The organism is Streptomyces goshikiensis (assembly GCF_014650555.1).
In the GTDB taxonomy this organism is placed as follows: Bacteria; Actinomycetota; Actinomycetes; order Streptomycetales; family Streptomycetaceae; genus Streptomyces; species Streptomyces goshikiensis.
In genome coordinates, this window is the sequence record NZ_BMVE01000005.1 from 496,390 (window position 1) to 507,944 (window position 11,555).

The window sequence follows — 11,555 nt, forward strand, 5'->3', positions numbered from 1 at the left end:
GCGGCGGTGCCGTCACGCCTTTTCCGCTGTTCAGACTCCCCGGAGGTACGCCTTGGACGCCTTCTCGACGGTCATCCGCGTCGCGTCGCACGAGCAGCACACCGAGGCGGAGACCTCGACGTTCATGAGCGACCTGCTGGGCGGCCGGCTCGGCGTGGACGCCTACACGCGCTACACCGAGCAGCTGTGGTTCGTCTACCGGGCGCTGGAGGATGCGGCCGACTCCCTCAGGGACGACGCGGTGGCCGGGCCCTTCATCCGGCCCGAGCTGATGCGCGTCGCCGAGATCGAGCGGGACCTGGCGCACCTGCGCGGCCCCGGGTGGCGCGAGAGCCTGGTCGCGCTGCCGGCCACCGAGGCGTACGCGGCCCGGGTGGCCGAGTGCGCGGCGACCTGGCCCGGCGGGTACGTCGCCCACCACTACACCCGGTACCTGGGCGACCTCTCCGGCGGCCAGATCATCCGGGACAAGGCCGAGCGCACCTGGGGCTTCGAGCGCAAGGGCGACGGCGTGCGGTTCTACGTGTTCGCGGAGATCTCCAACCCGGCGGCCTTCAAGCGCACCTACCGCGAGCTGCTGGACGCGATCGCCGCGGACGACCTGGAGAAGCAGCGCATCATCGACGAGTGCAAGCGCGCCTTCGACTTCAACGGCGCGGTCTTCGGCCAGCTGGGCGAGCAGTTCCGCCTCAGCGCGTAGCCCGCCCGCTCCCCCGCTCAGTCCCCCTGGACCAGCCAGGCCACGATGCCGGCGCAGAACAGCAGGGCCTCGGCGATCCGGGCGTAGAAGAGGGCGAGCGCGCATCCGGCGGCGCCCGTCGCGATGCGCGCCGCGCGCTGGTCGGGCATGCGGGGGCGCCGCCAGGTGGCGGCCACCAGTCCCAGCGCGAGCAGGTACGGGAGCAAGAGCCACAGCGGGGCGCCGGGCAGCGCGGAGGACGCGTAGCCGAAGCCGCCTGCCGTCAGTGCCAGCGCGGTGAAGAGCGCGGGCACCAGAACCCAGGGCCGGGTGCCGGCGGCGGGGCCCGGGGCGGTCGAGGTCGTGTTCATGCCCCCATCGCACCACCCGGCCGACTGCCTCGGGCAGGGCGTACGTACTCAACCGGGCCCGCCGGCGTACTCAGTTCGCGGCGGCGGCCGGCTCCCGGGGCGGGGCGAAGCGGACGCGGCCGCCGATCTCCACCGTGCCGTCGGGCCCGGGGGCGGTCAGGATCTGGGAGCCGGCGCCCTGGGTGATGTTCAGGGCCCGGTTCAGCTCGGCCGTGAGCAGGATCGCCGCCGAACCGGTGGCCTCGTCCTCGACGATGGCGCCGTCGGGGCGGCGCGGGAAGCCCCGGGCGCGGACGCGGCCCGCGGTCTCGTCCTCCCAGGCCCAGGCGTACAGCCAGCCCTCGCCCGGCGGCGGGGCCGGCAGCGCCTCGACCTCGGCGGCGCTCGCGTACTGCTCGGTGCGCTTGCCCTCGACCCACTCCGGGCGGGCGGTGATCCAGGTGAACTCCCCGTCGTCGCGGGCCCATACGGATCCGGCGGGCGGCTGGAGCTCCTCGATGTCCAGCAGCCAGGCGACGCCGACGAGCGGGTGGCCGGCGAAGGCCATCCGGGTGCCGGGGGTGCGGATGTCGACGACCCCGCGCTCGGGGTCGTCGACGAACACCGTCTCGCTGTAGCCGAGTTCGGCGGCCAGCGCCTGCCGGGACGCGTCGTCCGGGCAGGTCCGGCCGTCGCGTACGACGCCGAGCGGGTTGCCGTACCGGCCGTCACCCGCGCAGAAGACCTTGAGCACATCGAGATCGTTCACGCGGGAATTCAAACACGGCTCAGTTGCCGGCCGTGCGCCGCCTGCGCGCGAGGAAGACCGCGCCGGCTCCGGCGGCGATGACCGCGCCGGAGGCGCCGAGCAGGGCGCCGGCCGGGATCTCGGCGCCGGTGGAGGCCAGGTTCCCGCCGACGCTGCCGCCCCCGCCGACCGAGCCGCCGCCGGAGCCGCCTACGGAGCCCCCGCCGGTGGTGGCGCCGGTCGTGCCCGTCGTCTTCGTGCTCGTCGGCGCGGTGGTGGGCGTGGCGGTCGGCAGGACGACGTCCTTCTCCACGGCCACGGCGAGGTCGACGTCGTCGATCCGGTCGCCCGCCTTGTACAGGGAGCCGGTGGTGTCGTTGGCGAAGGCCGCCGCACCCTCGGCGGTCAGCGCCGTCGGGACCCCGCCCAGGGCCAGCAGACCGCCCTTCGTCTTGTACTCGGCCTTCGAGAGGTCGAGGGTGGCGAAGGGGACGGCCGTCTTGGTGCCGGAGGCGTTCTTCACGTCCAGGACCAGGGTGCCCTTGGCGCCGTCCGCGGCCACCTTGATGTTGCCGAAGGTCATGTCGATGCCGTGGGCGGCGTACTGGAAGCGCAGGTTGCCCTCGAAGGCGGCGCTCAGCTTCCGCTTCTTGACGTCGAGTTCGCCCTTGCCGGCGGGGAAGGTGAAGGTGGGGCCGCTCGCGGCCGCCCCGCCCGCCGGGGTGACGGTGCCGCCCGCGCCCTGCACGTACTTGCGGAAGGACTCCTTGATCCCCCAGGTCAGCTTGCCGCTCAGGACGGGCTGCGGGCCGTCGGCCGGCGGGGTGGAGGCGGTCTTCGACGGGGACGTGGTGGGCGCCGGGGCGGAGCTGGAGGTGGAGGTGGTGGGAGCGGGAGAGGTGGACGGGGAGCCGGTGGGCCCGGGCGCCTCGAACGCCACCGCGACCGTCAGCGGGTCGCCCTTGATGCCCGCGTACTGCGGGCCGCCGAGCTGGTCGGCCGCGTCCTTGGTGAGGGTGGTTTCCAGCTTGGTCATCGCCGGGCCGGCGAAGGCCACGTCCGCGAAGGCCACGTTCGGGGTGAGCACCCCGTTCTTGGTGACGTCGACGGTGAGCTTCTTCGTGCCGGTGTCGATACGGAAGTTGGCGAGCTTGACGACGAACCCGTGCGCGGACGCGTCGAAGACGACGCTGCCCTTGAAGGCGGCGGTCACCACATTGGTGCCCGGGTCGTACTGGCCGGCGGCGGAGCCGAGGCGGAAGGTGCCGTCCGCGTTCCTGGTGGCGCCGTCGGAGGTGGTGATCGTGCCCTTGGCGGTCTTCTCCACGTAGGTGCGGTAGCGCTCCAGGAGGCCCCAGTCGAGGGTGCCGTCGACGATCGGCTTCGGCGCGGCCGCGGGCGCCGCGGCGGCGGCGGCCGGAGCACCGGCTCCCACCGTCGCGGGCAGGACGAAGGCGGTGGCGCCGAGGGCGGCGACGGTGGCTATGGCGGCCGCGAGGGCGACGGGGCGGCGCGGGGAGGACATGGCTGAGTACTCCTGGAGACGGGGGAAGGGGGAGATGGGGCGGGGGCGGGGTGGGCGCGGGGCGTCAGGACCGGGGGGTGTCCGTGGGACCCGCCTCGGCCGCGGAAGAAGAGGAGGAAGAAGGCGAGGGGGAGGTGGTGCGGCGCTTGCGGACCACCAGGAAGGCGGCGGCTCCGGCCAGGGCGAGCACGGCCGCGCCGACGGCGGCGTACGTCCCGGTGTGCGAGCCGTCGGCCGCCTTCCGCGCCGGCTCCGGCGCGGCGGCGGACGGCGAGGCGGCGGAGCCGGGCGCGGGCGTGGCGGTGGAGCCCAGGTCGGGCAGGGCCGGCAGCCGCGCGCCCTCGTCGAGGGCGACGGCGAGCGAGACGGGGTCCATCTCGGTGCCCGCCTTGTACATGGAGTTGAAGGCCTGAGAGCCGCCCTCGGTGAGGGTGGCGGGGGCCTCGGTGAGGGTGGCGAGCCCGCCCTCGGTCTTGAGGCCCTTCGCGTCGAACTCGACCAGCGGGACGGCGCTCCTGGTCTCGCCCGCGGTGGTGACGTCGGCGGTGAGGACGCCCTTGCCGTCTTGGACCTTGGCGCTCAGCGCGCCGAGCTTCAGGTCGAGGTGGGCGCCGGTGAAGTGGACGGACCCGGCGAAGGCGGCGTCCAGGGTGCCCTTCCCGCCGTCGTACGAGCCCTTGCCCCGGCCGAAGCGGAACAGCGCGCCGCCGTCCTGGGCGCCGTCGGCGAGGGTCCACTTGCCCTGGCCGATGGAGCCGGTGACGTACTCGCGGAAGGTGCGCCGTACGCCCCAGTCGACGGCCGCGTCGGTGAAGGCCCCTGCGGGCGGGGCGCCTTGCGGGGAGCCGCTCGGGCTCGGCTGGGCGCTCGGCGTCCCGGCGGGCTGCGAGGACTGCCCGGCCTGCGGGGCGGTCTTGACGTCGGCGGAGAGCGAGATCGGGTCGAGCTGCGCGCCGGCGGCGTAGTAGCCGGCGAAGGCCTGGGCGCCCTCGCCGGTGAGGGTGACCGGGATGCCGTTCAGGGCGATCGGGCTGCCGCCGCCCCGCATGTTGACGCCGCCGAGGCCGAGGGCGGCGAAGGGCACCTGGGGCCGGGTGCTGACGACGCCGGTGTCCTTGGCCTTGCTGGAGACGTCCACGTACAGGGTGCCGACGCCGCCGTTGATCTTGACGGTGGGCCGGCTGACGCTGAGGTCCAGCTCGTAGGCGCCGTCCGGCTTCTGGTGGCCCTGGAACTGGACCCCGCCGCTGAAGGAGGCCTCGAAGGCGCCGGATTCGGGGTCGTAGGAGCCGGTGGCCGAGTGGAAGCGGAAGAGGCTGCCGCCGGCCGTGGCGGCGCCGTTCTTCAGCTTGAAACCGCCTTTCGCGACCGGACCGGTGACATAACTCTGGAAGGACGATTTGATGCCCCAGTCGAGCCGTCCCCCCTGCACGGTACGGCCGGCGGCGTGCGCGCCGGTGGCCGGAACCAGGGCCGTCAGCAAGGCCGCCAGAGTCGCCAACAGGCCGACGGCGAGAGCGCGGGCGGGTCTTGCGGACATGAATGCCCCTCCAGGGTCTGGCTAATAAGGTTAGGCTAACCTAAGCTATCCCGGTTGAGTGAGGAACCCCCAGGTTCCCGAAACCTCGGCCGGAAACCCCGCTCATCCCCCGCCAGCCCGACCCTTCAGCCGGACGATCAGGACGGTGCCTTCGTGCCTACGCCCGCCGCGCCACCCCGCTTCCCCCGTCTCGTCACCGCCCTCGCGGCGCTGGCCCTGACACTGGCCGTGACCGGCTGCGGAGGTGCGGCCACCCGGGCGAACTCCCCCGCCCCCACCGTCTCGTCGGCCCCGGACCGGGTCGAGCCGCTCACCCCGGCCCCGGCGCCCGCCCTGCCGGTGACCGTCACCTCGGCGGACGCCGCCGAGGTCACCGTCGCCTCGGCGGAGCGGGTGATCCCGCTGACCGGCAGCCTCAACGAGATCGTCCAGACCCTCGGCCTCGGCGACCGGGTCGTCGCCCGCGACATCACCGCCACCTTCGAACAGGCCGCGAAACTGCCCGTCGTGACGCGGGGCCACGACGTCTCGGCGGAGAGCGTGCTCTCGCTGCGCCCGACCCTGGTGCTCGCCGAGACCACCTCCGGCCCCGCCGAGGCGATCCGGCAGATCCGCGACGCGGGCATCCCGCTCCTCGTGATCGCCCCGGCCAAGTCCCTGGACGACGTACCGAAACGGATCGAGACCGTGGCCGGCGCACTGGGCGTCCGGGACGCCGGGGCGCGGCTGAAGCAGCGCACCGCCGAGCGGATCGCCGCCGCCCGCAAGGACATTCCGGGCGACGCCTCCGGCAAGAAGCCCCGGGTGGCCTTCCTCTACCTGCGCGGCTCCGCCTCCGTCTACCTGCTGGGCGGCTCCGACTCGGGCGCCGCCTCGCTGCTGGAGGCGGCGGGCGCGGTCGACACCGGCAAGGAGTCGGGGCTCGGCAAGGACTTCACCCCCATCACCAGCGAGGCCCTGGCGGCCGCCGCGCCCGACGCGATCCTCGTCATGTCCAAGGGCCTGGAGTCCGTGGGCGGCCTCGACGGCCTGGTGAAGATCCCGGGCGTCGCCCAGACCCCGGCGGGCATGGACCGCCGCGTGGTCTCGGTGGACGACGGCGTCCTCCTCAACTACGGCCCGCGCACCGACCAGGTGCTCACCTCCCTGATCGACCAGCTCTACGGCAAGGCCTGAGAACGTGACCCTCCCCGACACCGTCGGCCTGGCCGGCCGGAAGACGGCGCCGCCGCCCGCGCGGCCGCCCGTACGCAAGCGGCGCGGCGCGGCGCTGCTCACCGCCGCCCTCGCGGGCGTCCTGCTCGTCGTCGCGCTGCTGTCCGCGGGCGTCGGCGCGTACGAGATCCCCACCGGGGACGTACTCGCCTCCGTGCAGCACCGGACGGGCCTCGGCGGGGCCGCCCTCGACCGGGTCGGGGAGAGCGTGCTGTGGAACGTACGGCTGCCGCGCGTGGCGCTCGCCCTGCTCGTCGGGTCGAGCCTCGGCTGCGCGGGCGCCCTGATGCAGGGGGTGTTCGGCAATCCGCTCGCCGAGCCGGGGGTCATCGGCATCTCGGCGGGCTCCGCCGTGGGCGCCGTCGCCTCGATCGGTCTCGGCCTCAGCTTCTTCGGCAACTGGACTATCACCGCCTGCGCGTTCGTCTCCGGCCTGGTCACGGTGGGCTCGGTGTACCTGCTGTCGCGCAGCGGCGGCAAGACCGAGGTCGTCACCCTGATCCTCACGGGCATCGCGGTCAACGCCTTCGCCGGCGCCCTGATCGGCCTGTTCGTGTTCTTCGCCGACAGCGGCCAGGTCAACCAGATCACCTTCTGGCAGCTCGGCTCCCTCGCCCAGGCCACCTGGCCCAAGGTCCTCGCCGTGCTGCCCTGCGCCCTCACCGGCCTGCTGATCGCCCCCTTCTACGCGGGCAAGCTCGACCTGCTCGCCCTCGGCGAGCGCCCCGCCCGGCACCTCGGCATCGAGGTCGAGCGGCTGCGGCTCACCCTGATCCTGGTGGTCGCGCTGCTCACCGCGGCCGCCGTCGCCGTCGCCGGGGTGATCACCTTCGTCGGGCTGCTGGTGCCGCACCTGCTGCGGATGGCCAACGGCCCGGGGCACCGCTTCCTGGTGCCGGGCAGCGCCCTGGCCGGCGCCGTCGTCCTGCTCGCGGGCGACCTGGCCGCGCGGACCATCGCCGCGCCGGCCGAGCTGCCGCTCGGCGTGCTGACCGCCCTGATCGGCAGCCCCTTCTTCTTCTGGCTGCTGCGCCGGACCCGCCGCAAGCAAGGGGGTTGGGCATGAGCCTCCTGTTCCGGCGGCGCGGGCGGTCCGTCCCCGCCCGGCCCGCGCCCGGCGCCCCCCTCGCCGAGGCCTCGGACCTCCACGTCCGCCTCGGGCAGCGCGAGGTGCTGGCCGGGATCGAGCTGACGGCCCGGGCCGGCGAGGTGCTGGCCCTGGTCGGGCCGAACGGCGCGGGCAAGTCCACCCTGCTGGGCGCCCTCGCCGCGGACCTCCCGGCGGCCTCCGGGGTCGTACGGATCGACGGGCGCCCGGTGGGCGACTGGTCGGCGCCCGAGCTCGCGCTGCGCCGCTCGGTGCTCCCCCAGTCGGCGGCGCTGGCGTTCCCCTTTCCCGTGGAGGACGTCGTCCGGATGGGCCGCGCCCCCTGGGCGGGTACCCCGTACGCCGAATCCGACGGGGCGGCGGTCGCCGCCGCCATGGCCGCGACCGAGGTGACCGGCTTCGCCGAGCGCCCCTTCTCCGCGCTCTCCGGCGGCGAGCGGGCCCGGGTCGCGCTGGCCCGCGTCCTGGCCCAGGGGGCGCCGCTGCTGCTGCTCGACGAACCCACGGCCGCCCTCGACCTGCGCCACCAGGAGTTGGTGCTGCGGATCTGCCGGGAGCGGGCCGCCGCCGGGGACGCGGTGGTCGTCGTCCTGCACGACCTGGGCCTGGCCGCCGCGTACGCGGACCGGGCCGCCGTGCTGCACGACGGGCGGATCGCGGCGGACGGACCGCCGGCCGAGGTGTTCGCGGACGGGCTTCTGAGCCGGGTGTACCGGCAGCCGGTGGAGGTGCTGCCGCACCCCCGGACGGGGGCCCCGCTGGTGGTCCCGGTGCGCGGCTTGACCTCCGCTTGACCCTGTCATGGGGTCGTCATGAATGCTCTGTGACGGCCCCGTGTCCGCCCCCCGGAGGTGTGCGCCGAATCACTGGACGAGCGGGTATGCGTCAGGTAAGGGTCGGTTAAGTTAGGTCCGCCTCACCGGCCTTTCCCCACCCGGGGCGGCCCCCCGTCAGAAGCCCCAGGAGCTCCTATGCGCCCCGTCCGCCTCTCCGTCCTCACCGCGGCCGCCGTCGTGGCGGCTCTCACCGCCGTCACCGGCTGCGCCGAGAAGAGCGACTCCGCCGGCGGCGACGGCGCGATCCACGTGACCGCGACCGACACGGCGTGCGAGGTCTCGAAGAAGGACTTCCCGGCGGGCAAGGCGACCATCGAGGTCGAGAACAAGGGCGCCAAGGTCACCGAGCTGTACCTGCTCTTCCCGGACGGCCGCATCGTCGCCGAGCGCGAGAACATCGGCCCCGGCACCAAGGCCACCATCACCGCCGAGATCAAGGCGGGCGACTACGAGATCGCCTGCAAGCCCGGCATGAAGGGTGACGGCATCCGCCAGCAGGTCAAGGCCACCGGCTCGGGCGCCGCCGAGAAGCGCAGCCCCGAGGCGGACGCCGCGGTCTCCGCGTACCGCACCTACGTCCAGGAGCAGGCCGACGAGACCCTCCCCAAGGCGCAGGCCTTCGCGGACGCCGTCAAGGCCGGTGACCTGGAGGCCGCGAAGAAGGCGTACGCGCTCTCCCGCATCGGCTGGGAACGCACCGAGCCGGTCGCCGAGTCCTTCGGTGACATCGACCCGAAGGTCGACGTCCGTGAGGACGGCCTGGAGGCCGGCCAGGACCCGGCGAAGGACTGGACGGGCTGGCACCGCCTGGAGAAGTCCCTCTTCCAGGACGGCAAGATCACCGACCAGGACAAGAAGCTCGCCGACACCCTGATGGCCGACCTGACCGACTGGCAGAAGAAGGTCGGCCAGGCGGAGATCACCCCCACCTCGATGGCCAACGGCGCCAAGGAGCTCCTCGACGAGGTCGCCACCGGCAAGGTCACCGGCGAGGAAGAGCGCTACTCCCACACCGACCTGGTCGACTTCAAGGCCAACGTCGAGGGCGCGCAGAAGGCGTACGAGCTGCTCAAGCCGATCGCCTCGAAGAACGACCCGGCCCTGGCCGCCGAGCTCGACAAGCAGTTCGCCTCGATGAACACGCTCCTCGACAAGTACCGCGCCGACAAGGCGAGCTACGAGTTCCAGTCGTACGAGAGCGTCAAGGAGGACCAGCGCAAGGAGCTGTCGGACGCCGTCAGCGCCCTCGGTGAGCCGCTGTCCAAGCTCGCCGCCGCCGTCGCCAAGTAACGCGTACCGAAGGTGTCGACCATGTCCGAGGAAACCAGCAGCAGCACCGGCGCCGAAGGCCCCGGCGACGGGAGCACCCGCGACGGGAGCACCACCGGCGCGCCGTCCCGGCGGGCCGTGCTCGGCTGGGGCGGTGCCGGGCTCGCGCTCGGCGCGGCCGCGGCGGGCGGTAGCGTCGCGGCGCTCCGGGGTGGGACCGAGACGGTGCCGGCGGGGATGAGCGGTGCGGCGGTGCCCTTCCACGGGGCGCACCAGGCGGGTATCGCCAGCGCCGTCCAGGACCGGCTGCACTTCGCGGCGTTCGACGTGACGACGAAGGACCGTGCCGCGTTGGTGCGGCTCCTGAAGGACTGGACGCGGGCGGCCGAGCGGATGACCGCGGGCCTCCCGGTCGGCGAGGGCGCCGTCGGCGGCCTCCCGGAGGCCCCGCCGGACGACACCGGCGAGGCCCTGGGCCTCAAGCCGAACCGGCTCACGCTGACCATCGGCTTCGGCCCCGGCCTGTTCGCCAAGGACCGCTTCGGCCTGGAGGACCGGCGCCCCGAGGCCCTCGTCGACCTGGAACAGTTCCCCGGCGACAACCTGGATCCGGCCCGCTCCGGCGGCGACCTGTGCGTCCAGGCCTGCGCGGACGACCCGCAGGTCGCGGTCCACGCCATCCGCCAGCTCGCCCGCATCGGCTTCGGCAAGACCGCGATGCGCTGGTCCCAGCTCGGCTTCGGGAAAACCTCCTCGACCACCCCCGACCAGCAGACCCCGCGCAACATGATGGGCTTCAAGGACGGCACCCGGAACATCTCGGGCACCGACACCGCCGCCCTGGACCGGCACGTATGGGTCGGAGGCGGCGACGGCGCCGACTGGATGACCGGCGGCTCCTACCTCGTGGCCCGCCGCATCCGCATGCACATCGAGACCTGGGACCGCACCCCGCTCCAGGAACAGGAGGACATCTTCGGCCGCGACAAGGCCGAAGGCGCCCCCGTCGGCAAACCCAAGGAACACGACGCACCGTTCCTGAAGGCGATGAAACCCGACGCCCACGTCCGCCTCGCCCACCCCGACAGCAACGACGGCGCGACGATCCTGCGCCGCGGCTACTCCTTCACCGACGGCACCGACGGCCTCGGCCGCCTCGACGCGGGCCTGTTCTTCCTCGCCTACCAGCGCGACGTCCGCAAGGGCTTCGTCCGCATCCAGCGGGCACTGTCGAAGAACGACTCGCTCAACGAATACATCCAGCACGTGGGTTCGGCCGTCTTCGCCGTCCCGCCGGGCGTCCGCGACACGGACGACTGGTGGGGCCGGACGCTGTTCTCGTAGTAGCGGACAAGGGGAAACCACGTGTTCAGCAATTATCTGATCGGGCTGCGCGAGGGGCTGGAGGCCAGCCTGGTCGTCTGCATCCTCGTCGCCTACCTGGTCAAGACCGGGCACAAGGACAAGCTGGCCCCGCTGTGGGCCGGCGTGGGCCTGGCGGCGGCGGTGAGCCTGGGCTTCGGCGCGGCCCTCGAATTCGGCACGCAGGAGCTCACCTTCCAGGCGCAGGAGGCGATCGGCGGCTCGCTGTCGATCATCGCCGTGGGTCTGGTGACCTGGATGGTCTTCTGGATGAAGCGCACCGCGCGGCACCTGAAGTCCGAACTGCACGGGAAGCTGGACGCGGCGCTCGCGATGGGCACCGGCGCGCTGGTCTTCACCGCGTTCCTGGCCGTCGGCCGGGAGGGCCTGGAGACCTCGCTGTTCGTGTGGCGCTCGGTGAAGGCGGCCGGGGACGGCGCGGCCCCGCTGGTGGGCGTGCTGCTGGGCATCGCCTCGGCGATCGCGCTGGGCTGGCTCTTCTACCGGGGCGCCCTGAAGATCAATCTGGCCAAGTTCTTCAAGTGGACCGGCGGCATGCTGGTCGTGGTCGCGGCGGGCGTGCTCGCGTACGGGGTCCACGACCTCCAGGAGGCGGACTTCCTGCCCGGCCTGGCGAACAAGGCCTTCGACGTCAGCGAGTCGGTCCCGCCGGACAGCTGGTACGGGACGCTGCTGAAGGGCACGTTCAACTTCCAGCCGGACCCGACCTGGCTCCAGGTCGTGGTGTGGGTGCTCTACCTCGTTCCCACGCTGTTCCTGTTCTTCGCCCCGCAGCGGGCCGGCCGCCCGGCGGCGCCGAGCGCTCCGGCCGCGCCGGCCGCCACGGACCGCTCGTAGCGGCAGACCAACCCCGACGGGGCCCGGATCCTCCCGATCCGGGCCCCGTCGGCGTGTGCGGGCGG

The 11,555-nt window shown here is 73.5% G+C and carries 11 protein-coding genes; 7 read left to right on the forward strand and 4 right to left on the reverse strand.

Annotated elements, in window-relative coordinates; genetic code table 11:
• Positions 1-52 precede the first annotated feature (52 nt).
• Entirely contained in the window at positions 53-700 is a 648-nt protein-coding gene (locus tag IE248_RS18475) for a biliverdin-producing heme oxygenase (RefSeq protein WP_073796158.1), read from the forward strand.
• Positions 701-717: 17 nt separating this feature from the next.
• On the opposite strand, the gene IE248_RS18480 is transcribed toward IE248_RS18475, so the two are convergent.
• The 4 genes from IE248_RS18480 to IE248_RS18495 form a co-directional block, all read right to left on the reverse strand.
• Positions 718-1,050 (reverse strand): hypothetical protein, encoded by a 333-nt coding sequence (locus IE248_RS18480; RefSeq protein ID WP_190031172.1) that lies wholly within the window; start codon positions 1,048-1,050, stop codon positions 718-720.
• 70 nt (positions 1,051-1,120) lie between these two features.
• Positions 1,121-1,798: a PhzF family phenazine biosynthesis protein gene (locus IE248_RS18485; RefSeq protein WP_047960561.1), complete on the reverse strand. Its 678-nt coding sequence runs from the start codon at positions 1,796-1,798 to the stop codon at positions 1,121-1,123.
• A gap of 19 nt (positions 1,799-1,817) precedes the next feature.
• Positions 1,818-3,302 (reverse strand): HtaA domain-containing protein, encoded by a 1,485-nt coding sequence (locus tag IE248_RS18490; RefSeq protein ID WP_190031173.1) that lies wholly within the window; start codon positions 3,300-3,302, stop codon positions 1,818-1,820.
• 64 nt (positions 3,303-3,366) lie between these two features.
• Positions 3,367-4,842 (reverse strand): HtaA domain-containing protein, encoded by a 1,476-nt coding sequence (locus IE248_RS18495; RefSeq protein WP_190031174.1) that lies wholly within the window; start codon positions 4,840-4,842, stop codon positions 3,367-3,369.
• Positions 4,843-4,995: 153 nt separating this feature from the next.
• On the opposite strand from IE248_RS18495, the gene IE248_RS18500 reads away from it, so the two are divergent.
• The 6 genes from IE248_RS18500 to efeU all read left to right on the forward strand — a co-directional run bounded on the left by IE248_RS18500 (position 4,996) and on the right by efeU (position 11,490).
• Positions 4,996-6,018: a heme/hemin ABC transporter substrate-binding protein gene (locus IE248_RS18500; protein WP_190031175.1), complete on the forward strand. Its 1,023-nt coding sequence runs from the start codon at positions 4,996-4,998 to the stop codon at positions 6,016-6,018.
• A 4-nt stretch (positions 6,019-6,022) separates the two neighbouring features.
• Positions 6,023-7,123, forward strand: a complete 1,101-nt coding sequence (locus IE248_RS18505; protein ID WP_100583855.1) for a FecCD family ABC transporter permease — start codon at positions 6,023-6,025, stop codon at positions 7,121-7,123.
• On the forward strand, positions 7,120-7,959 hold the full coding sequence (locus IE248_RS18510; RefSeq protein ID WP_190031176.1) for a heme ABC transporter ATP-binding protein: 840 nt from the start codon (positions 7,120-7,122) through the stop codon (positions 7,957-7,959). The genes IE248_RS18505 and IE248_RS18510 overlap by 4 nt, the downstream gene beginning before the upstream one ends.
• Positions 7,960-8,136: 177 nt before the next feature.
• Positions 8,137-9,291, forward strand: coding sequence for an iron uptake system protein EfeO (gene efeO, locus IE248_RS18515; RefSeq protein ID WP_073796147.1), 1,155 nt, complete (start codon positions 8,137-8,139; stop codon positions 9,289-9,291).
• A gap of 21 nt (positions 9,292-9,312) precedes the next feature.
• Positions 9,313-10,614 carry an iron uptake transporter deferrochelatase/peroxidase subunit gene (efeB, locus tag IE248_RS18520; RefSeq protein WP_190031177.1) on the forward strand — a complete coding sequence of 434 codons (1,302 nt, stop codon included), beginning with the start codon at positions 9,313-9,315 and terminating at the stop codon, positions 10,612-10,614.
• Between the two features lie 21 nt (positions 10,615-10,635).
• Positions 10,636-11,490, forward strand: coding sequence for an iron uptake transporter permease EfeU (gene efeU / locus IE248_RS18525; RefSeq protein ID WP_037797529.1), 855 nt, complete (start codon positions 10,636-10,638; stop codon positions 11,488-11,490).
• The last annotated feature ends 65 nt before the right edge of the window (positions 11,491-11,555 follow it).

Coding starts and splice junctions, on each gene's coding strand:
- IE248_RS18490 (WP_190031173.1), bottom strand. CDS start 3,302: ATGTCCTCCCCGCGCCGCCCCGTCGCCCTCGCGGCCGCCATAGCCACC.
- efeO (WP_073796147.1), top strand. CDS start 8,137: ATGCGCCCCGTCCGCCTCTCCGTCCTCACCGCGGCCGCCGTCGTGGCG.
- IE248_RS18480 (WP_190031172.1), bottom strand. CDS start 1,050: ATGAACACGACCTCGACCGCCCCGGGCCCCGCCGCCGGCACCCGGCCC.
- IE248_RS18510 (WP_190031176.1), top strand. CDS start 7,120: ATGAGCCTCCTGTTCCGGCGGCGCGGGCGGTCCGTCCCCGCCCGGCCC.
- efeB (WP_190031177.1), top strand. CDS start 9,313: ATGTCCGAGGAAACCAGCAGCAGCACCGGCGCCGAAGGCCCCGGCGAC.
- IE248_RS18495 (WP_190031174.1), bottom strand. CDS start 4,842: ATGTCCGCAAGACCCGCCCGCGCTCTCGCCGTCGGCCTGTTGGCGACT.